Annotated in this window: 18 protein-coding genes; all 18 read left to right on the top strand. The window is 55.0% G+C overall.

The window, feature by feature from the left end:
* Positions 1 to 167 precede the first annotated feature (167 nt).
* The 18 genes from AAFJ72_RS16915 (at position 168) to AAFJ72_RS16830 (ending at position 20,915) form a co-directional block, all read left to right on the top strand.
* The gene (locus tag AAFJ72_RS16915; RefSeq protein ID WP_432774878.1) at positions 168 to 1,049 is read left to right on the top strand and encodes a MurR/RpiR family transcriptional regulator; all 882 of its coding nucleotides are present in this window, start codon (positions 168 to 170) and stop codon (positions 1,047 to 1,049) included.
* Between the two features lie 15 nt (positions 1,050 to 1,064).
* Entirely contained in the window at positions 1,065 to 1,823 is a 759-nt protein-coding gene (nagB, locus tag AAFJ72_RS16910) for a glucosamine-6-phosphate deaminase (RefSeq protein ID WP_432774876.1), read from the top strand.
* A gap of 125 nt (positions 1,824 to 1,948) precedes the next feature.
* Positions 1,949 to 2,701, top strand: a complete 753-nt coding sequence (gene hemQ / locus AAFJ72_RS16905; RefSeq protein ID WP_432774875.1) for a hydrogen peroxide-dependent heme synthase — start codon at positions 1,949 to 1,951, stop codon at positions 2,699 to 2,701.
* Positions 2,702 to 2,834: 133 nt separating this feature from the next.
* Entirely contained in the window at positions 2,835 to 5,084 is a 2,250-nt protein-coding gene (locus AAFJ72_RS16900) for a YcdB/YcdC domain-containing protein (RefSeq protein ID WP_432774873.1), read from the top strand.
* 182 nt (positions 5,085 to 5,266) lie between these two features.
* Positions 5,267 to 5,680 (top strand): zinc-ribbon domain-containing protein, encoded by a 414-nt coding sequence (locus AAFJ72_RS16895; RefSeq protein ID WP_432774872.1) that lies wholly within the window; start codon positions 5,267 to 5,269, stop codon positions 5,678 to 5,680.
* A gap of 152 nt (positions 5,681 to 5,832) precedes the next feature.
* Entirely contained in the window at positions 5,833 to 6,840 is a 1,008-nt protein-coding gene (locus tag AAFJ72_RS16890; RefSeq protein WP_432777212.1) for an aromatic acid exporter family protein, read from the top strand.
* A gap of 223 nt (positions 6,841 to 7,063) precedes the next feature.
* On the top strand, positions 7,064 to 7,786 hold the full coding sequence (locus tag AAFJ72_RS16885; protein ID WP_432774871.1) for an amino acid ABC transporter ATP-binding protein: 723 nt from the start codon (positions 7,064 to 7,066) through the stop codon (positions 7,784 to 7,786).
* Positions 7,787 to 7,813: 27 nt separating this feature from the next.
* On the top strand, positions 7,814 to 8,629 hold the full coding sequence (locus AAFJ72_RS16880) for an ABC transporter substrate-binding protein (RefSeq protein WP_432774869.1): 816 nt from the start codon (positions 7,814 to 7,816) through the stop codon (positions 8,627 to 8,629).
* Positions 8,630 to 8,694: 65 nt separating this feature from the next.
* Positions 8,695 to 9,381 (top strand): amino acid ABC transporter permease, encoded by a 687-nt coding sequence (locus AAFJ72_RS16875; RefSeq protein WP_432774867.1) that lies wholly within the window; start codon positions 8,695 to 8,697, stop codon positions 9,379 to 9,381.
* Between the two features lie 28 nt (positions 9,382 to 9,409).
* The gene (locus tag AAFJ72_RS16870) at positions 9,410 to 10,141 is read left to right on the top strand and encodes an IclR family transcriptional regulator (RefSeq protein ID WP_432774865.1); all 732 of its coding nucleotides are present in this window, start codon (positions 9,410 to 9,412) and stop codon (positions 10,139 to 10,141) included.
* Between the two features lie 168 nt (positions 10,142 to 10,309).
* The gene (locus AAFJ72_RS16865) at positions 10,310 to 11,437 is read left to right on the top strand and encodes an extracellular solute-binding protein (protein ID WP_432774864.1); all 1,128 of its coding nucleotides are present in this window, start codon (positions 10,310 to 10,312) and stop codon (positions 11,435 to 11,437) included.
* 94 nt (positions 11,438 to 11,531) lie between these two features.
* Positions 11,532 to 12,608, top strand: a complete 1,077-nt coding sequence (locus AAFJ72_RS16860; protein WP_432774862.1) for an ABC transporter ATP-binding protein — start codon at positions 11,532 to 11,534, stop codon at positions 12,606 to 12,608.
* Positions 12,609 to 12,634: 26 nt separating this feature from the next.
* Positions 12,635 to 14,350 (top strand): ABC transporter permease, encoded by a 1,716-nt coding sequence (locus AAFJ72_RS16855; RefSeq protein WP_432777211.1) that lies wholly within the window; start codon positions 12,635 to 12,637, stop codon positions 14,348 to 14,350.
* 196 nt (positions 14,351 to 14,546) lie between these two features.
* Positions 14,547 to 17,078, top strand: a complete 2,532-nt coding sequence (locus tag AAFJ72_RS16850) for an NEW3 domain-containing protein (protein ID WP_432774860.1) — start codon at positions 14,547 to 14,549, stop codon at positions 17,076 to 17,078.
* Between the two features lie 199 nt (positions 17,079 to 17,277).
* Complete coding sequence (argH, locus tag AAFJ72_RS16845) at positions 17,278 to 18,786, top strand: argininosuccinate lyase (protein ID WP_432774858.1); 1,509 nt, start codon at positions 17,278 to 17,280, stop codon at positions 18,784 to 18,786.
* Positions 18,786 to 19,796 carry an N-acetylglucosamine kinase gene (locus tag AAFJ72_RS16840; RefSeq protein ID WP_432774857.1) on the top strand — a complete coding sequence of 337 codons (1,011 nt, stop codon included), beginning with the start codon at positions 18,786 to 18,788 and terminating at the stop codon, positions 19,794 to 19,796. Before argH ends, AAFJ72_RS16840 begins: the two co-directional genes overlap by 1 nt.
* 10 nt (positions 19,797 to 19,806) lie before the next feature.
* Entirely contained in the window at positions 19,807 to 20,544 is a 738-nt protein-coding gene (locus AAFJ72_RS16835) for a PIG-L deacetylase family protein (protein ID WP_432774856.1), read from the top strand.
* Positions 20,545 to 20,660: 116 nt separating this feature from the next.
* The gene (locus AAFJ72_RS16830) at positions 20,661 to 20,915 is read left to right on the top strand and encodes a hypothetical protein (protein WP_432774854.1); all 255 of its coding nucleotides are present in this window, start codon (positions 20,661 to 20,663) and stop codon (positions 20,913 to 20,915) included.
* Positions 20,916 to 20,972 lie beyond the last annotated feature (57 nt).

The raw sequence follows: 20,972 nt of genomic DNA, 5'->3' as shown, positions 1-20,972 counted from the left end.
TTTTAGAAGACCGGACTATTTTCATTCAGGAGAAATACTCCACTTTACACAATAATATTGGCGGATAACTCCATTTTGTTTATAATGACGGTAGAAAGCAACTTCAATCTGAAAAGCTCGGCAATCACACGAACGAGACAGGGCTTATGAGCAAAGGAGGAAGCGACATGGCAGGCCACATCCATGAGCTGTCCAATCCGGGGCTGAAAAACAATACGCTTTTGCATATCCAAAGTCTTCTGCCCTCCTTTACGAAATCAGAGCAGAAAGTCGCGAGCATCGTCTTGCAGCAGACAGACAGCGTTATCTATTCATCCGTGATCGACCTTGCGGAAAAAGCGGGTGTGGGCGAGACGACCGTGCTGCGCTTTTGCCGGAAGATCGGTTTTCGCGGCTATCAGGAGTTCAAACTGGCGCTGGCGCAGGAGATGGTTGCCCCGGTGAAAAACTTGCATGGCGAAGTAGGCGAGGAAGATTCGCTGGAGACACTGGCGCAAAAAGTGACGGCGACAAATCAGCAGGCGATTGCCGATACGGCGGCCTTGTTTGATCCAAAGCAGGTGGAGCGCTGCGTGGAGCTTTTGCAGCAGGCAGGCACGATTCACTTTTACGGAGTGGGAACATCTGCCGTGACGGCGCAGGATGCCAAGTACGCGTTTTTGCGGATCGGACTGCGGGTGGACGCGATGAGTGAGTCGCACTTGCAGGCGATGGCGGCGGCGACATTGGGGCCGGGAGACGTGGCGGTTGGATTATCCGTTTCAGGCAGCACCAAAGACACGATTGACGCGCTGAAAGTCGCCAAGGAGGCGGGAGCGACGATTATCTGCATCACGCATTACCGCCGCTCGCCGATTACGAATGTAGCCGATATGACGCTTTTGACCGCAGCGCAGGAAGGTCCGCTGCAGGGAGGCTCGCTTGCGGCAAAAATCGCCCAGTTGCACGTGCTGGACGTCATCTGCACGACAATTGCTTTACGCAACAAGGAAAAAGCGCTCACGTACAAGGAACGGACGGCCAAAGCTGTGCTGGAGAGAAAATATTGACCGAGGTGAGATGAGTTGAAGCTCGTCATTGTCAAAGACTATCAGGAGATGAGCCGAAAAGCGGCAGAACTGCTTGCACAGGAAGTAAAAAACAACCCGCAGACCGTCCTCGGGCTGGCGACGGGCGGCACTCCCGTCGGCATGTACCGGGAGCTGGTGAAACTGCATCAGGTGGAGGGTATTGATTTTTCCCAGGCGAGCAGCTTCAACCTGGATGAATACGTCGGGCTGTCCCCTGAACATCCGCAAAGCTATCGGGCTTATATGCAGGAAAACTTGTTTTGCCACATCAATCTGCCAAAGGACAAGGCGCACATTCCGGCGGGAGATGCTCCAGACCTGGAAAAAGAGTGTGCGCGCTATGAGGAAGCGATTCGCGAAGCGGGCGGGATTGACATTCAGGTGCTGGGGATCGGCAACAACGGACATATCGGCTTCAACGAGCCAGGCTCATCTGCCGAGTCGACGACGCGTGTGGTGCAACTGACGCAGAGTACGATTGAAGCGAATGCCCGCTATTTTGCAAGCATCGAAGAAGTGCCTGTGCAAGCTGTCTCCATGGGGATCAAAACGATTCTCGGCGCGAAAAAAATCGTGCTTCTGGCGAGCGGCGAGGCCAAGGCCGAAGCTGTGCGGCTGATGCTGGAAGGCGAGCCGACAGCAGATGTGCCCGCTTCTTTGCTCCAGCTTCACCCGGATGTGACAGTGATCGTAGACGAGGCAGCGGCAAGCCAGCTTGACGTGGCCGCAGCGGGCAGCGAAGACAAGCGGTAGCCGTCGGGGCGCCGCTTGTTTCTTTGTTGTTCACCAATCTGTTCCGCATATATGTCTGTCCGTTATGCTATACTGGGAGTGTTGCCAAGAGATTGACCAGATTTTTCTAAAGGAGCTGATTTTCGATGAGCGCAAACGAAGCGTTGCTTACATTAGAAGGTTGGTACACGTATCATAATTTCCGCACCATCAATTGGGAAAAGTGGAGAGCGGCTTCGGCAGAAGAGCGCCAGGCAGCGTTGGACGAGCTGAACGAGCTGATCCGCACCTGGGAAGCCAACGAAGCGGAGAACCACGGCAGCACCGCCTTCTACTCCATCCTTGGACACAAGGCAGACCTCGTGTTCATGTTCCTGCGCCCAACCATGCAAGAACTCGACGAAATCAAGACGGCTTTCAATAAAACCCGCTTTGCTTCCTACACAGAAGCTCCTTACTCGTATGTATCTGTCGTCGAGCTGAGCAACTACGTACATAACCCGGGAGAAGATCCAAAAGCGAATCCGCATATCCGCGAACGCCTGTATCCAATCCTGCCAAAATGGGAGCACATTTGCTTCTATCCAATGAACAAAAAACGCGATCTGCAAGACAACTGGTACATGTTGAGCATGCAGGAGCGCCAGGAAATGATGCGCTCTCACGGCATGATCGGCCGCTCCTACGCTGGCCGCGTGAAGCAAATTATCGGCGGCTCCATCGGCTTCGACGATTGGGAGTGGGGTGTAACCTTGTTCGCCAACGATCCGCTGGAATTCAAGCATATCGTCTACGAAATGCGCTTTGACGAAGTGAGTGCCCGCTTTGGCGAATTCGGCAACTTCCTGGTCGGAAACGTGCTGAACAAGGAAACGCTCGCGAAAAAGCTGGAAGTCTAGCAACACCTTCAAAAGACCTGCTGTGCGGCAGTACATGGCCGCATGAGCAGGTCTTTTTTTGCTTTATTTTCCAAATATTGCTGTTAAAATAAGGAAGGGTAGTCCAAAAAAAGAAAGAGAGGAGAAGGTAACATTGCTAAGAGGTGCAAAATCGTGGGGGCTGGCAATGGGCGTGTCGTCATCCCTTGTATTCACCACTTTGCTTGCAAACGTGGGAGCAATCGGGGGAGCGCCGTTGGCCTATGCGGCCGAGCAGCCGCCAGCGAAGATGCTGACACAGGAAGAAGCGATCAAGCAGGCGCAGAAATGGGTGAAGGTTCCGGTTGACTACAAGCTTACGCAGGCTCGTTATGTTGGCGCAGACGAAGCGTATTCAAGCCAGTCGAACTGGTGGCTTGAATGGGAAAAGAAGAACGATGCGAATATATCCGTAACGATTGATGCCGAATCAGGCAAACTGCTGTCTTATTTCAGGTTTGGAGAGAACGACAGCGACGGCGGTTCAGCCAAAATCTCCAGAGAGCAAGCGGAAAAAGCAGCCCTTGCATTTCTGGAGCGGGTGACGACAGAAGACGAACGGGCACGCCTGTCCAAAGCCAATGAGTATGAGGCTCCCAATCGGTATTTCGCCTCGGATGGACAGAGGGAATCTGTCTCCTTTACCCGTGTGGAAAACAAGATTCCTTTTTTGGAAAACGGTTTTTGGTTCACCGTGGATCACAACGGGGAAGTGACAAGCTTTAGCCGGAATTGGTATGAAGGCAAGCTGCCTGATGCCGGAAGTGTCATCGACAGCGCCGAAGCCGCGAAAAAGTGGGAGGAACAGGCATCCCCCACGTTGCTCTTCAGCAACATGTCCATGTTCGGAAGCTCAGATCGTCTGGATTCCTACCAGCTTGTGTATAAATTTGAAGCGGACGATCCGCAATTCGTGGATGCAGCTACCGGACAACTGCTCAATGCGTTTGGCAAGGCAGCAAGCGCGAGAAGCATCGAGCCGTTGGGAAACACCCATGCCAAAACAGCAGAGAAAAAACCGCTGATTTCCAAAGAAGAGGCGCAGAAAATTGCTGAGCAGTATGCCAAAAAGCTGCCGGGGGCCTATCGCTTTGGCGGCAACTCTGGCAGCGGATCCAGCATTGGCAGTGATGGAGTCGAGGTGCGCAGATGGAGTTTTAGCTTTATGCCGCTCCAGGGAAAAGGTTCGCGTGAAGAAGAGACAGAAATCACGATTAACGACCGCGGCGAGTTCGTGGAGTACAGTGCCAACGAAAATGCGCGGTTCCGGAACCGAGGCCAAAAATGGAAAAAAACCGTAGCCTGGGAACAAGCAGAGGCATCTGCGCTCAAGCTGGTGCGAACCTTTTACGCGGACAGGCTCGGTGATATTTACCTGGTCACGAAAAAACCGTCCAAGGAGGCGCTCCAGCAGTTGCAGGAGAAGGGGGAGCCGTATGATTTTACGTTTGGCTGGCTGCGAGATGGCATTCCGATTGAACATGTGCAGTTCACGGTAGAGGTCAATCCCGAAACAGGGGAAGCCGAGGCGCTGAACGACCGCAACATGTGGGAAGCAACGTTGTTTGACGGAAAAGCAGGCAAAGACATCGTGGCTCCTGCTGCTGCCATAAAGACCGTGCAGAAGCAAAAAACGCTGCAGCTAACCTATTACCAGCCGCAGGGTGAGCCATTCCCGTTGCCACAAAAGCCAAGTCAGCCGATTCTCGTGTACCGCTATGTAGGCGATGAGGGTGTTGTCCTGGCTGATACGGGTGAATGGCTGAGCTTTGCCGAAATGAAAAATCGGCAAAAGCCGAATGACATCGAAGGCCATCCGCAGCAAGCAGCGCTCGAACTGGCGGTGCGCATGGAGTGGATGAGTGCAGAAGACGGCAAGCTTTTGCCGGATAAACTCGTGACGCGCGGCGAGCTGATCCAGATGGTTAGCCGTTTGACGAACCGGATGGAGTTTGACAACCTCCGGCCGCGATTCAGCAGCTACGAAGACCAGAAGCTGTACACATTTGCTGATGTAGACAGCAAGCACCCGAATTATGCCGCGATTCAGAAAGGACTGCAATACGGTCTGATTCCGAAAACGGGTAAAACGTATGAGCCGGACCGGACGGCAACGCGTGCAGAGGCAGCGGATCTCGCCGCCCGCATGCTCGGCTACGGGGATGTGCTGGACAAGCCGGATGTTTTCACCGTGCCGTATCAGGACGTGCCGAAAAAACAGGTGCCGGCAGTGGCGTTGGTGACGGCTTTGGGCCTGATGAAAGGAAAGTCGACAGCCTCGTTCGCGCCTGATGGGACTGTATCGCGGGGAGACGTAGCCGAGTTGATGCAAGCCCTTTACGAGCTGAAAAAGAAAAAGCAGTAGCCGACTAGGCAAACGACCTGTAGGCAGGACAAGCGGACTGGACACCATCACGCGAACGATGGTGTCTTTTTTCTCGGAAACCGATTTGTCGGCAAAACGTACTTGTAATAGATGGGAAAAATGCGAGCAACAAGAAAAACGCTTCCGGCAAAAACGTCCGGGAAGCGAGGGAGAGGATGCGGATGAAAAGTATCAAGCCAGGCAGAGGGCAGTCGGCAATGGGAGTGGTTGGAAGCCTCGCAGCCGTTGTTTTCGGCATTTTTTGGACGATCATTGCGTTTTCGATGACACATGATTCGCCGTTTCCTACAGTCGGCACCATTTTTCCGCTGTTTGGCGTCCTGTTCGTCATCATAGGCATTGTGCAAACTGTCTACCACTTTAAAAACGCCACGGGAGAAGAACGGATGTCGCTCTACGATATTACGGACGCGAGCGAAGAAGGCGATCCGCTGAACCGCAGGTACGGCGGCGAGCGCACAGCAGTAGAGCCGACAAGGACAGAAGCAGCGGATGAAAAGGCGTTTTGTCCGTACTGTGGACAGCGCGTGCAGGCGGATTATCAATACTGTCCTGCGTGCGGGAAAAAAGTGTGACGGCGACAGCCTTTTTCTGACAGCGCACTACGCTCGCAGGCCGCTTCACAAATGGTTTACCTTTTAGGAACAAAGTCTTGTCTTTGGTTCCCGGCTGCTTTTTGGTACAGTAAAGGAAAAAGAAAGCAACATCAGAGCGGAGGGGAACAAGACTGGGCTTTCTCAAACTGAAAATTGGCTATCGCACATTAAAAACGGCGATCGGGACGGCGATCTCGATCTTTTTGGCCCAGCAGCTTGATCTGATGTATCCGGCATCGGCGGGAATCATTACGATTCTTTGCATTCAGGTGACAGTCAAGCAGTCGTTTCGCACGGCGTGGAACCGGATCATGGCCAGCTTTCTCGGGGTGGGGATCGGGATGGTGCTGTTTTCTCTTCTCGGTTACACGCCGCTTGCCATTTTGCTTGTGATCCTGTTCTTTTTGCCCCTGGCCGTGCGCTTCGGGATTCAGGAAGGCTTCGTTAACAGCATGGTCGTGCTCATGCATCTGTACTCGGCGGAGCGAATGGACTTTCCACTGCTCCTGAACGAAGCGGGGCTGCTGGTGATCGGCGTGGGCGTCGCACTGCTCGTGAACTTGTACATGCCGAGCCTGGACAAAGATTTGCGCGCCATGCAAAAGCAGGTGGAGCAGCTGTTCCGGCAAATTTTGCGGGAGTTCAGTTACTACTTGCGGCACGGCGAGAGCGAGTGGGACGGAAAAGAGATGATCGAGGCGCCCGGTCTGCTGGAAAAAGCGATACGGCTGGCCGCGCGCGACATCGACAACCGGCTGGGACGCCGGGATGATTCGTACTATCAGTATTTTGTCATGCGCGAAAAGCAGTTCGAGCTGCTGGAGCGGATGATGCCAATCGTGTCTTCACTGGACACGCAGGTGCCGCAGGGACAGCGTATCGCGGACTTTCTGGAACAAATCAGCGCTTCGGTTCATCCGGGCAATACTGCGTACCGCTTTATCGACCAACTGCGCAAGATGCGCCAGGAGATCCAGGAGTCGGAGCTGCCGCGTACGCGTCGTGAGTTCGAAACGAGGGCATCGCTGTTCTACCTGTTGCGCGAGATTGAAAACTATTTATTTATCAAGCACGAGCTGGGCAAGAGCAGTGACGACAACAAGGCAGCATCTGTAAAAAGGGCAAAGTCGGGCGCGTAGAGCCTGGCAAAGCGATATGGCTTCCTCTGGTTAACGATCCGGAGGAAGCCACTTTTCTTGTCGCATGCGTGCATAATTATTCAATAAATTAAATTTTTCTTGATTGTCTGAAAATATACAATTATAATTTATATTAGTATAATCCAAATCGGAAATCGTTTCCGGTATTCGGAAAAATGCAAGAAGCAATCCACCGGCAACAGATCGATAGGGGGATAGCAGGATGATTGAAGTTAAGCAGCTTGTCAAATCTTTCGGCTCGCTTACGGTGCTGAAAGGGGTGACTCTTACGGTCCAGGAGAAAGAAGTTGTCGTCTTGCTCGGGGCCAGCGGCTCAGGCAAAAGCACATTGCTGCGCTGCTTGAATTTCCTTGAGTTTTACGATGATGGCGAAATCTGGATCGGCGGGGAGAAGATTGACCCGCACAAGACCAACCTAAACCATTTCCGCGAGAATGTGGGCATGGTCTTCCAGCACTTCAACCTATTTCCGCACAAGACGGTACTGGAAAACGTGATCGAAGCGCCAGTGCACGTCAAAGGAATGAAGGTGGCGGAAGCAAAAGAGCTGGCCTACGAACTGTTGAAAAAAGTAAACATGCATGAGAAGGCCGATGTCTACCCGGACATGCTCTCCGGCGGACAGAAGCAGCGCGTGGCGATTGCGCGGGCGCTTGCGATGAAGCCGAAAATCATGCTTTTCGATGAACCTACCTCCGCACTTGACCCTGAGCTGGTCGGCGAAGTGTTGCAGGTAATGAAGCAGTTGGCAAAAGAAGGAATGACCATGATCGTCGTGACCCATGAGATGGGCTTCGCCCGCGAGGTTGCCGACCGTGCTGTGTTCATGCACAATGGTCAAATTTTGGAGCAAGGACCGCCTAGTGCGTTCTTTGAAAACCCGCAGCATGAGAGAACAAAACAGTTTTTGGGCAGTATCCGCTAAAAAAAGAGAAAACAGGGGGAATATCAAATGAAAAAAAACGCAAAATGGTCAAGAGTTTTGTTGTCGACTGTACTGTTGGGCTCACTTTTGCTCGCTGCATGCGGCTCGCAGGAGAGCAACTCGCCAGCAGGCGGCGGACAGGCAGCGGGCGGCGAAGGCAAAAAAGATTTTACTTATGCGATGAGTGGAGTGTACAAGCCTTTCAGCTTTAAGGAAAACGGAGAACTGACAGGCTTTGACGTGGAAATCGGCAAGGCTTTGGCGGAAAAAATGGGCATGAATCCGGTGCCGATCACCAACCCGTTTGAGACGATCATCCCTGGCCTGGAAGCGAAAAAATACGATACGATCATCGGCAGCTTGACGGTGACGCCAGAGCGGCAAAAGGTCGTTTCCTTCACGAACCCGTACTATCGCTCCGGCTCGCAAATTTTCGTCATGAAAGGCAACACTACCATCAAGAGCAAGGAAGATCTGAAAGGCAAAAAGATCGGGGTCGTCAAGGCTTCCAACTACCTCGACTGGGCGAGAAAGCTGACGGATGAAGACAAGATCACACAGTACGACAGCGACATTACGGCGTTGCTCGATCTGCCGACAGGACGCCTCGATGCGGTGATTACCGACCAGGTAGTAGGCTTGCGTTTTATAAAAGAGGGCGGCGGTGACGTGATCGACGTCGGCGAGCCGCTTAGCTACGACGAACAGGCGATTGCCGTGCGGCTGGGCGACCAGGAAGCAGTCGACCGGATCAACAAGGCGCTGGACGAAATTATCAAAGACGGCACATACGAGAAAATCAGCCAAAAATGGTTTGGTCGCAATATCCTGCAACAACAATAAAGTGGGCAACGGGGTGTCCGGTCTGGACGCCCCCCTTTTTCCGCTTCATGTGAGGAGGATTACCAATGATTATTGATATTTTCCTATCCAGTTATCCCCTTTTCCTCAAAGCGACATGGCTGACCGTGCAGCTTACGGCTGTCGCCCTCTTGCTCGGGTGCATCGTCGGTCTGGTCATTGCCTTTTTCCGCATATCCGATTCCAAGCCGCTCAACTACTTCGCACACGTGTACATTACGGTCATTCGCGGTACGCCGTTGATCGTGCAAATCTGTATTTTGTACTTCGGACTGGCGAACATGGTGACGCTCTCCCAGTTCTGGGCAGGAGCAATCGCGCTTGCGGTCCACAATGGTGCGTATATCGCCGAGATTTTCCGCGGCTCGATCCAGTCGATTGACCGCGGACAGATGGAAGCGTCGCGCTCGCTCGGGATGTCGTATCCGCTGGCGATGCGCCGAATTATTTTGCCGCAGGCTTTCCGGCGGGCGATTCCGGCTCTTGGCAACCAGTTCATTATCGGGTTGAAGGACTCGTCACTGGTCGCGTACGTAGGGATGCAGGATTTGTGGGGGACGGGTCTCGGTGAGGCCGCTTCCAACTACAAGCAACTGGAAACGTACATGGTTGTCGGCTTGTATTATCTCGGGCTGATTATGCTGTTCACTTATTTTGTCAACCGTCTGGAAGCAAGACTGGCCCGCGGGCGGACGCCGAAAAAGCAAGGCAAAGGGATGAATGTTGCAGCGTAACGCACGCTTTACGGAGGACGAAGCAATTATGGTTCAATCTATCGAGCGGACGATGAAAATCATCAGAGTGCTAATATCTGACGAAAAACCTGCCTGGCCGATCTCGGAGCTGGCGGAAGCCACTGGTTTGCCCATCAGTACGCTCCATCGGTTTCTTGACTCGATGATCCAGTTTGGCCTGGTGGAGCAGGACCCTGTCACCAAGCATTACAAACCGGGATATACCTGGATGGAGATCGGCTTTATCCTGCACGAAAAGCTGAATCTGCGGGCTGTAGCGCGTCCGTTCATGGAGGAACTGGCAAACGACGTGGAGGAAAGCATTTTCCTCAACGTACCGGCGGGGACAGATTCGATGCCGATTGAAAAGGTCGAAAGCCCGCTGAAAATCCGCATCGACGAGAAACTGGGGGAACGCATTCCTCTCACCGTTGGCGCTCCCAGCAAAATCATTCTCGCCCATGCCAAGGCAACGGAAATTACCAAGGTCGTCACAGCGCAGTTGCCCGAGCAACGGCAGCAGGAATTTTTGGAGCAACTGGCATTAGCCAGAAAAAACGGCTACACCATTAGCTACGGGGAGAAAACGGAAGGGACGATGGCAGTCGCAGCCCCGGTTTTCGGCTACGGCAACCAGCTCGTAGGAGCCCTGTCCATCAATGCGCCGACCTTCCGTGTCCCGGAGGAAAGGCTGCCGCAGCTCATTCAAAAAGTAAAAGAAAAGGCGACCGCGATTTCGGCAAGAATCGGCGGTGTCTGAATCAAACCTCCATTTCCGTATGAACGGATGGAGGTTTTTCTTTTTCGATGACATACGAATCAAAAGACAAGTGCAAATTGCTTGTATAAAATGGACACCTTGGTTCGTAAACTTAACTAACTTTTGTGGTGGTGGGAGCTCGTCAACAACCAAAAGGGGGAGTCCATTTTGAAAAAGGTCAATCACAAGCTGAAAACCTGGCTGAAAGGTGTATTCGTCAGCTCCTTGGCGCTGACTGTAGCCGCGTGCTCAGGTGGAGGACAGGAAGCCAAGCCTGCTGACAATAGCGCAGGCGGTCAAACGGACACACAGACAATAGCCACGTCGGCTGCATCCGGCGAGCCGCAGAAGCTGGTCATTTACACCGCACGCGATAAAAACATTTTCGAAATCGTGCTGCCGAAGTTTGCGGAAAAGTATCCGAACATCGAAGTGGAGACGCTGGAGATGGGTGCACAGCAAATTTTGGAGCGGGTTCGCGCCGAGAAGGCAAATCCGCAGGCTGATTTTTGGTGGGGCGGTACGCAATCTGCGCTGAGTACGGCCGCCGACGAGGGACTGCTTGAGCCTTACAAGCCGACATTTGCCGACAAGATTCCGGACTTGTACAAAGACTCGCAGGACCGCTGGTACGGCGAGATGCTTTTGCCGGAAGTCATCATGTACAACTCGCAGGCGCTCAAGCCGGAGGAAGCGCCGCAAGATTGGGATGATTTGATCGATCCGAAATACAAGGACAAAATCGTCATCCGCAACGTTCTGCCATCTGGTACGATGCGGACGATTTACTCCGCGATGATTTACCGCCAGGGCGCAGACACGCCGCAAGCAGGCTACGACTGGCTGCTCAAGCTGGACGCCAATACAAAAGAGTACACGCAAGACCCGACCAACCTTTACCTGAAGCTTGACCGTCAAGAGGGCGTCATTTCCCTGTGGAACCTGCAAGACGTCCTGATCCAGAGCAAGCAGAACAACCATCCGTACGACTTCATCTATCCGAAGAGCGGAGCACCGATTCTCGTTGACGGAGTCGCACTTATGAAAGGCGCGAAAAATCTGGATGCAGCGAAAAAATTTATGGAATTTTTGATGAGTCCTGAGATGGCGTCCCAGCTCGCGAAGGAGCGCTTTCAGTTCCCGTCCCGAACGGATATTAGCAAGGATGATCTGCCAGACTTCATGAAAAACCTGGAGCTAAAACCACTGGAGCTCGATTGGGCAGTCATGGCAGCCAAAGAGAAAGAGTGGATGCAGCACTGGGACGAAAACATCAAGGGCAAAGGCAAGAAGTAAGCGGCAACGGGCTGGACGGGAAGGAGCGTTCCTTGCCGTCTGGCCGCTTCTGCCAGGCAGGAATGATTGGCGGCGAAGGAGGAAACAAAACCGGATGAGCAGCGTAACACTCGATCACGTCCACAAAAGGTTTGGCAAGGCAAAAGGAGTAGAAGACGTCCACATTCACATCGAGTCAGGTGAATTTTTTACGTTTCTCGGTCCGAGCGGTTGCGGCAAAACGACGACCTTGCGGATGATTGCCGGCTTTTACTACCCGACAGAAGGACAAATCCGCTTCGGGTCCAGGGAGGTTACTTCCGTTCCTCCGCACAAGCGCAACACAGGGATGGTTTTTCAAAACTACGCGCTGTTCCCGCACATGACTGTTTTCGAAAATATCGCGTTCGGCTTGCAGGTGAGGTCGGTCAGCAAGGCAGAGATAAAGGAGCGCGTAGAGCGGATCATGAAGCTGGTCCGGCTGGAGGGCTTTGGCGAGCGGCGCATCGACCAGCTTTCCGGCGGACAGCAGCAACGGGTGGCACTGGCGCGGGCGCTGGTCATCGAGCCGCAGATTCTGCTGTTGGATGAGCCGCTGTCCAATCTGGATGCCAAGCTGCGGGAAGAGACGCGCTTTGAGATCAAACGGCTACAGTTGGAGTTGGGAATTACGACGATTTACGTCACGCACGATCAGGCCGAAGCGATGTCCATGTCCGATCGGATTATGGTCATGCAAGGCGGAGTCGTGCAGCAGGTCGGCACTCCGCACGAAATCTACCACCGTCCCGTGAATCGCTTTGTCGCTTCGTTTATCGGGGAGACCAATCTGTGGGCAGGCACCGTGGTTGGCCGCGATCAGGCGGAAGTGCACGTACGAATCTCTTCGGGCCAGGTGCTTTGCGGGCTTGCGAAAAATGCGTCCCCAAAAGCCAGGCTGGCAGTCGGGGAGCAGGTCACGCTGTCCATTCGCCCGGAAGCGGTTCAGGAGAGCAGTGAGCGGGTAGGGATGAACATCGTCACAGGCACTGTCGTCCTGTCTGAGTTTACCGGGGCGTGCGTCCATTACGTCACGGCAGTGGGGCAGGAGCAGTTGCGCAGCATGTCGATCAACATGGGACGCCCTGTCAAGCAGCGCGGCGATGCCATTGGATTGCACATACCGAAGGAGAGCATCTACTTCGCGGGATAAGGAGGGAGAAGCTTTTGAGAGCACAAATGCAGCAAGCGCCGGAAACGCCAGGACGAAAGTCGATCACTGCTTCACCCGCCTTCGTCTATGTGCTGGTATCGCCGCTTTTTTTGATTTTGCTGGCTTATGTGATCTATCCGTTGTTTGAAACGTTCGTCGCCAGCATTCATGTCGACGGGGAGATTACGTGGAAAAACTACACGCGCTTTTTCAGCCTGGAGCATACGGCCAATCTGGAGGCGCTGTGGACGAGTGTGTACATCTCTGTGCTCAGCGTCATCACCTGTGGAATCGTCGGCGTGACGATGGCGTTTTTGCTGGAACGCTACGAGTTTCCAGGGCGAAAAATTCTCTCGGTGCTGGCGCTTGTCCCGATGGCGTTGCCTCCGCTGATCGGCGTGCTTTCTTTTACTTTTTTGTACGGCGAGAGCGGTATCTTTCCGCGAGCGATCAAGGAGCTGTTCGGGCTGGAGCAGGTACCGTTTTCGCTCAAAGGCATCTGGGGCGTCGTCGTCGTTCATACGTTTACGATGTACACCTACTTTTTCATGACCGCGAGCGCTGCGATCAAGGGGCTTGACCCGTCCCTGGAGGAAGCAGCCGCGAGTCTTGGCGCCAACCGCTTTACCGTCTGGCGGCGGGTCATTTTGCCGATGCTCACGCCTGCCATGGTGGCTTCTTCGCTACTCGTGTTCATGATTTCCATGGCTTCGTACACCGCACCGCTCATCTTCGGCATCGACCGGACGATGACGATGCAGATTTATTTGTCCCGCACCAATGGCGACCTCGACATGGCGGCGGCGCAGTCGACGATTTTGTCCATCGTCTCGATTGTGTTTCTGTTCATCATGCGCTGGTATCAGGGCGCGCGCAACTACCAAAACGTGAGCAAAGGTGTCAGCGTGCACCGGACGGAGATCAAGAGCAGAGCCGGGCGCTACGCCGCGATTGTGCTGTCCTTCATCGGTACGGTCATTTTGATGCTGCCGATTCTCGTGCTCGTGCTCATCTCCTTTTCGGTGGATGGCACCTGGACGGTGCAAATCTTGCCTCCGCAGTACACGCTGGAGCATTACGTGGACTTGTTTACCGACAGCAAAACATGGCGGCCGATTGCCAACAGCCTGCAACTGTCGGCGATTGCAACCATCGGGATTGTCCTGTTCGGCGTGGCGGCGGCTTATGCCACGGTGCGTCTGAAATTTCGCGGAAAGACGCTCCTGGATGTGCTGATTATGCTGCCATGGGCTTTGCCGGGCACAGTTGTTGCGGTAAACCTGATTGCGGCGTTCAGCGAACCTTCGGTGTTCAGCTTTGGGCAAGTTTTGGTCGGAACATTCTGGATTATTCCGCTCGCTTATTTTGTCCGTCACCTGCCGCTCGTCTTCCGGTCCACGTCTGCGACCTTGCTGCAGATGGACCCGTCTGTCGAGGAAGCGGCGCGCAATCTGGGTGCATCGTGGTGGTACAGCTTCCGGCGGGTCGTGTTTCCGATGGCGCTGGGCGGCATTCTCGCCGGAACGCTGCTTTCGTTTGTGCAGTGTATCGGGGAATTCGTTGCTTCGATTCTAATCTTTACGCCGCGGACGACCCCGTTGTCCGTCGCCATTTTCCAGCGCATGTACAGCTTTGAATTCGGCACCGCCTGTGCCTATGGCGTCTTGCAAATCGTCGTCATCATCCTCGTGCTGTTCATCTCCGGCAAGCTGACCAAAGACCAGGGCAGCACAGCCTTCTAGCTAAAACCGTTTCGCGTTAGCAACACCTGCATACGGAGCAGCCCATCCCGGTAAAAGTAACAGGGAAGCCAAAAAAGGCCATTCGCCTGAACAGCCCAATCGGTCATGGGTCGATCCGTGGCAAATGCAACGAAATCCTCGCGCCATGATGGATGGATGGAAACATCAATTGGTAAAGGGAATGGAGGAGAGGTCATTGAGGAAGGGGAAACTCGCCAAGCTTTACGCGATTGCGGCCGCATCCGCGCTTGCCGCCAGTCTGGTCATCCCGCTCGCGCCGCAGCCTGCGCACGCCGACCGGGGAGTCGTCGACCTGTGGAAAGCGATCAAGCCGCTCACCACGATTGCCAGCGCGATGAATACCGGAGCCCATCCGGACGACGAGCACAGTGCCCTGCTCGCCTATTTGTCGCTCGGCAAAGGGGTAGACACCTCCAGCGTCATCGCCAACCGTGGGGAAGGCGGACAAAACGAGATTGGCAGCGAGCTGGGTAACGCGCTAGGGATCATTCGTACCCGTGAATTGCAGGAAGCTTCCAAAATCACGAACATCCATCTGGAGAACCTCAGTGAAAAGATTGACGACCCTATTTTCGACTTCGGCTTTTCCAAAAGCCCGGAAGAGACATTGGAAAAGTGGGGGGAGGACGTCGCTTACGAAAGGCTGATCCGCAAAATCCGTACCTTAAGACCGGATGTCCTGATTCCCGCATTTTTGAATGAACCTTCGACACACGGCCATCATCGCGCCATTAACGTCATGACCGTTCGGGCATTCAAGGATGCCGCAGATCCAAACGTTTTTCCCGAGCACTTGAAACAAGGTCTGTCCCCGTGGCAGGTGAAAAAGCTGTATGTGCCCGCCCAGGAAAAAGACTACTCCGTGAGCATCCCTGTCGGAGCCTATGACGAGATTTACGGCGCTTCCTACGTGCAACTTGGCGAAGAGTCCCGCTTCATGCACAAAAGCCAGGGCATGGGCCGCCACTATGACGAAGGGCCAAGCTATAGCTACTACAAGCTGGCTCAGTCCATCGTCGAGACGAAGGCGAAAGAAGCCGACTTTTTCGAAGGCATCGCCTACACCTTTGACGATTTGGCGAAAGAAGCGGCTGCTCAATCCGGCGGCGAAAAAGTCGCCAATGAATTGAAAAAGCTGCAAAAAGACGCAGAGGAAGTGATGGCTGCCTATCCGCGCTTTGCCGCAGTAGCCAGGGAAGCGCACGAGATGCTCGCTGACGTGCAAAAAGCGCTGCGCGAAGTCGAGTCGTCCCCGCTTCCTGCCGATACAAAAACGGACTTGCGCCATCGCTTGGGCGTAAAGCAGGCGCAGCTGTACAAAGCGAGTGCAGAAGCCCTCTCGCTCGTGACAAAGGTGAAGCCGGAGACGAATGAACTGGTCGCAGGCCAAACGACAAAAGTCACCGTGAGCGCGTACAACGGCGGCCAGGCCAAGGTGAACAACGTGAAGCTGACGCTGAACGTACCGAAAGGCTGGCAGGCGCGGGCGCTTTCCACCACCAGCTTCCCGTCGCTCGGCTACAACCAGACAGTGAAAACAACCTATGAAGTGACAGTCCCTGCCCATGCGGAGTTGTTCCAGCCATACGCAGCTCCGGCGATTACGGCAGGTGTCAGCTACAGCTTTGCAGGCTCGACAGCAACCAGCCATGTCCTGCCAGCAGACGCGGTTGCGGTGCTCCCGGCATTCGCCATGACGCTCGATCCGAACGCAACCGTGCTGAACACGCTGCAGCCGCAAGAGCCGATTCCGGTGAAAGTGACAGTGAAAAACTACAAGCCAGGTCCGGCACAGACGAGCATTTCTCTGGAAGTGCCGGAAGGCTGGCATGTGGAGCCAAAAGTGGCACCGCTCCGCTTTGACACCAAAGGAGAAACGAAGTCGGCAGCCTTTACGGTCAAGGCACCCGCTTCCGTCAAGCCGGCTGCCTACACGATTACGGCTGTGGCCGCAGGCGGAGGAAAAGAAAGCCGTCACGGGGCGCAAGTCATCCGTTACCCGCACATTGGCACTACGTATTTCGTACAGCCAGCAACCCTCACCGTTCAGGCGTTTGACCTTAAGGTTCCAACGGGACTCAAGGTCGGATATGTTTCCAGCGGCTTTGACAACATCGACCAGTATTTGGCACAGGTGGGCGTCGATGTGACGAACCTGACAGCCAAAGACATCGAATCCGGTGATCTCGACCAGTACGACACGATAGTGCTGGGCATTCGCGCTTACGGCTTCCGGCCAGAGCTGATTTCGAGCAACACCCGTTTGCTGAAATACGTGGAAAACGGCGGCAACCTCGTCGTGCAATACCACAAGCCGGAAGATAAATGGAAGCCGGAGCTGGCGCCGTATCCAATCAAGATCGGCACGCCGCTGATCGAGTGGCGCGTCACGGACGAGAACTCGAAGGTGACGATGCTTGCACCGGACCACGCCATATTCAACACGCCGAATAAAATAACCGCAGAGGACTGGAACAACTGGATTCAGGACCGCTCGGCCTACAATCCGTCCGAGTGGGGCAAGGAATACACCGAGCTGATTGCCAATGGCGATCCGGGGGAAAAAGAGTTTACAGGCACATTCCTCACTGCCAAATACGGCAAAGGAACGTACACGTACAGCTCGCTGGTCTGGTACCGCGAAATTCCGGCGCTTGTGCCTGGGGCGATCCGCATGTTCGTCAATATGGTCAGTCTGCAACAGTAGCAAAAGCGGCACTTCGCTTTGTCAAAGATGGTGTTTTGCCGGGGAAGAGGGAGACGATCGGGGACGGTCTTCTCCCCGCCCCAAAAAGACAAATGGGCTCCGCCGAGGATGAAAGGCACACGAAATCAAGAGAGGTGCACGAAGCCGTCGCAGAAAAGGGAGTAGCTGAACAATCGGCGGGGAAGGAGAGGCGAGAAAGATGGATTACAGAGAGCGCATCTTTTTGCAGGAGGGGACCAGTTTCCCCGGGAAGACATACGCAGAGGCGGTGTTGGAGCCGGCATTCAACGAAGCCAAGCACCACCTGTTGCAGCCGATGATGGCGATTAACAAGGCGCACCTGATAATGCTGCGCGAGACGGAACTGCTTACGGAAGCCGAGGCTCGGCAGATCGCCCGCGCACTCTGCGGGATCGACCTGGAAGAGTTGCGTCGCTCGGCCTACACCGGGCAGTTTGAAGATTTGTTCTTTCAGGTAGAGAGCCGCCTCTCGGAGCTGGCCCCTGATGTGGCTGGCAACCTGCACCTGGCCCGCAGCCGCAATGACATGGGGATCACAATCTACCGCATGGTGCTGCGCGAAAAATTGCTGGTGACGATCGCATCTGCCCTCTATCTGAAAGAGCATTTGCTCCTCTTTGCGCACGAACACGCCGAGACGGTCATGATCGGCTATACGCATACCCAGCAGGCACAGCCAACGACCATGGCGCATTACATCATGGCGGCGGCAGACCTTCTCGGCCGTGACATCAAGCGGCTGATCCAGGCGTACCAGACTGTCAACCGTTCCCCGATGGGGGCAGCAGCCCTGACGACCTCCGGCTTTGCCATCAGCCGCGAGCGGATGCGCGAATTGCTCGGCTTTGACGAACTGGTGGAAAATTCGTATGACGCCGTCTGCGGTGCGGACTACTTGGGCGAGGTGGCGACGGCGGTGCAACTGGCTGCGATCAACCTGGGGCGCACCGTGCAGGACATGCTGCTTTGGTGCACGCAGGAGTTTCATGCGCTAAAAGTCGCCAGTCCCTACGTGCAGATCAGCTCGATCATGCCGCAAAAACGCAATCCGGTTTCCTTTGAACATATCCGCTCGCTGCTGTCCACCAGCGCCGGAAACGCCATGACGGTGCTGACGATGATGCACAACACCCCATTTGGCGACATCGTCGACACCGAAGACGACATGCAGCCGTATGCCTGGAAAAGCATGGCCGTGCTGGAGCAGATGTACCGCCTGATGGCCTGCGTCGTCGGGACGATGGAAGTCAACAAGGATGTGTTGCTGGAGCGGGCCAAAGCCAGCTTCGCAACCGTGACGGAGCTTGCGGATACGCTGGTGCGTACAGATCGCCTCTCGTTTCGCAAGGCGCACCACATCGTGAGCCGCGTGGTCAGGGAAGCGGCCAGCGCCAGCCTTTTGGCCAACCAGATCAGCCTTGAGCTGGTCAACCGTGCGGCGGTGGACGTGATTGGCCGAGAGCTGTCGATTACGGCAGAGGAACTGCGACTGGCGCTCGATCCGGTGCATTTCGTCATGATCCGCAAGCTGCCGGGCGGACCGAATCCGGAGGAAATCAAGCGGCAAATCGCAGAGCGCAGAGCTGTGCTCCAGCAGGAAAACGCATGGCTTGCAGCGAAAAAACAAGCCTGCACAGATGCAATGAACAGGCTTGACCAGATGATAGCCGAATGGAGTGTGGAGTAATGGCAGTGGTGCGAATACCTCTTCTGGCTGTGGACGGAGGGGGCACCAAATGCTTGGCGGTGCTCGTGAACCGAGCGGCAAGAGAAGTCGGCCAGGGACGTTCCGGCTCTTGCAATTACCAGGGGATCGGAGAAAAAGCCGCTGCTCGCGAGCTGGCCGCAGCGATTCGCCAGGCGATGGAGGACGCGACCGCGCGCGGCACCTTGTCCCCGTTTGTCACCGGACAGGGCGCAGGCGAGCTGGAATGGGAAGTGGACTGCGCCGTTTTCGGGATCGCGGGCCTGGACACGGAGCATGATCGGCAGGTAATCTCGCAAATGGTGCGGAAAGTGCTCGATCAACTCGGCATTCGGGTCCACCATCTGATCGTGGAAAACGACGGGTTTGCCGCCTTGCTCGGCGCAACGGGCGGCAAGCCGGGCATTCTCGTCATCGCCGGGACAGGTTCCATCGCCTTTGGCGTCAACGAGGCCCAAGAAACGGCGCGTGCTGGTGGCTGGGGGCATCGGGTTGGCGACGAGGGAAGCGGCTACTGGATCGGCAAGCAGGCGATCATGGCTGTGCTGCGGGCAGCAGACGGCCGCGGCGAGCCGACGCTGTTGAAGGAGATGCTGCTGACGCACCTGGGGCTTGCACGCGTCGACCAGCTGTTCAATTGGACGTATGGTGAGCACTACGCGGTTGAAAAGGTAGCCGAGCTGTCTCCTTTGGTCAGCCAGGCGGCGCTCGCGAAAGATCAGGTGGCGGCGCACATTTTGCAGGCGGCGGGAGAAGAGTTGTTTGCTGCCGTTCGCGCTGTCATGGATGCCTTGGGCATGCAAGCGAAGCCGTTTCAGCTGATTATGCAGGGCGGGGTTTTGCAAAACGATGAGCGCGTCCGCAAAATCGTCGCGGAGCACGTCCAGCGCTACGCTGCCCAGGTCGTCATCGAAAATGCGCAAAACGACCCGATCTACGGAGTCATAGCAAAAGGATTGGCGTATTTGGAGCGTCAATCCGGCAGCAAGTGAGGTGCGTACAATGAAAAAAGTGATGGTCGTTTTTCCCCACCCGGATGACGAATCATTCGCCTGCGGGGGAACACTTGCCAAATGCAAGGCAACAGGCCGGGAGACGTGCCTGTTGTGCATCACCTCCGGCTGCAAGGGGCGCTCGGGACCGTTTGCGATTGAATGCAGGGAAAAGCTGGCCCGTCACCGCGAGCAGGAACTGGCAAAGGCGGCGGAAGTGCTCGGCATCAAGCGTCTTGATTTGCTCCGCTATCCAGACGGTTCCCTGCAGCAGGTCGATCTGCACGAGCTGGTTGCCAAAATACGCGACGTGATCGTGGAGTGGAAGCCAAATGTCGTCATCACGTTTCCGCCGGATGGTGTGACAGGCCACCCCGATCATATTGTCACTTGCAAAGCGACGACGCTGGCTGTAGAGCAAGCAGAGAAGCAGCTTGCTCTGCAGGAATATCCGGATTTGTACTACGTTTCCATTCCGCATTATTACGACCATTGTCCGGATCGCGGCCCCGAGCCTGCTGTTCCCATCACGGGCAAAGTAGACATCACCGACTACCGGACGCAAAAAGGCGAAGCGCTGCGCGCCCACCAAAGCCAGGTGTATTCCGTCAACCGCGCCTATCCGGGTGTCATCGACGGAGATTTTTCGGTGATCGGCTGCTACGAGTATTACACACTCGTCCGTTCGGCGGGCAGACAGGTCGAGCCAGTCCAGGAGACGAACGGCATTCCGGTGATTGAGCTGTAGGAAAGCAAAAAGACTGAACCATGCGCGCCTGCCTGGGCCAGTCTTTTTGCTTGGATTGACGATGGCTGCCCAATCTTTTATTCGGAGACGAAAAAGGCGAAAAAGGAGCCGAAGCCATGAATTTTTTTCTCACGCTCTTTTCCAAATACAAATGCCTGGTCTATACGGCGTTTGGCCACGAGCAATATTTGCAAGTCGTGCACAGGCTGTCTGCCCACGGCGTGCCGTTTCGGACCCGTTCGCACTTGTATGCGAACCGATTTTTGAGCGACAGTGCGGGCATGTTCCCCCGCGAGGATCGGACCCAGTACGATATTTACGTCAAAAAGGAAGACGAAGCCAGGGCTTATCAGGCAATCCACAAAACCTGACGTGCCGCCCATCATTTCCGGGGCAATTCGTTTTTGCGCTCTATACGAATCGGCGAT

This window comes from Brevibacillus gelatini (assembly GCF_050920745.1).
GTDB classification, from domain to species: domain Bacteria; phylum Bacillota; class Bacilli; order Brevibacillales; family Brevibacillaceae; genus Brevibacillus; species Brevibacillus gelatini.
Note: the sequence above shows the minus strand (reverse complement) of the source record. Positions and strands in the feature narration are given on the sequence as shown.

Coding starts and splice junctions, on each gene's coding strand:
- AAFJ72_RS16915 (WP_432774878.1), top strand. CDS start 168: ATGGCAGGCCACATCCATGAGCTGTCCAATCCGGGGCTGAAAAACAAT.
- hemQ (WP_432774875.1), top strand. CDS start 1,949: ATGAGCGCAAACGAAGCGTTGCTTACATTAGAAGGTTGGTACACGTAT.
- AAFJ72_RS16895 (WP_432774872.1), top strand. CDS start 5,267: ATGAAAAGTATCAAGCCAGGCAGAGGGCAGTCGGCAATGGGAGTGGTT.
- AAFJ72_RS16885 (WP_432774871.1), top strand. CDS start 7,064: ATGATTGAAGTTAAGCAGCTTGTCAAATCTTTCGGCTCGCTTACGGTG.
- AAFJ72_RS16880 (WP_432774869.1), top strand. CDS start 7,814: ATGAAAAAAAACGCAAAATGGTCAAGAGTTTTGTTGTCGACTGTACTG.
- AAFJ72_RS16875 (WP_432774867.1), top strand. CDS start 8,695: ATGATTATTGATATTTTCCTATCCAGTTATCCCCTTTTCCTCAAAGCG.
- AAFJ72_RS16870 (WP_432774865.1), top strand. CDS start 9,410: ATGGTTCAATCTATCGAGCGGACGATGAAAATCATCAGAGTGCTAATA.
- AAFJ72_RS16860 (WP_432774862.1), top strand. CDS start 11,532: ATGAGCAGCGTAACACTCGATCACGTCCACAAAAGGTTTGGCAAGGCA.
- AAFJ72_RS16855 (WP_432777211.1), top strand. CDS start 12,635: ATGCAGCAAGCGCCGGAAACGCCAGGACGAAAGTCGATCACTGCTTCA.
- argH (WP_432774858.1), top strand. CDS start 17,278: ATGGATTACAGAGAGCGCATCTTTTTGCAGGAGGGGACCAGTTTCCCC.
- AAFJ72_RS16840 (WP_432774857.1), top strand. CDS start 18,786: ATGGCAGTGGTGCGAATACCTCTTCTGGCTGTGGACGGAGGGGGCACC.
- AAFJ72_RS16835 (WP_432774856.1), top strand. CDS start 19,807: ATGAAAAAAGTGATGGTCGTTTTTCCCCACCCGGATGACGAATCATTC.
- AAFJ72_RS16830 (WP_432774854.1), top strand. CDS start 20,661: ATGAATTTTTTTCTCACGCTCTTTTCCAAATACAAATGCCTGGTCTAT.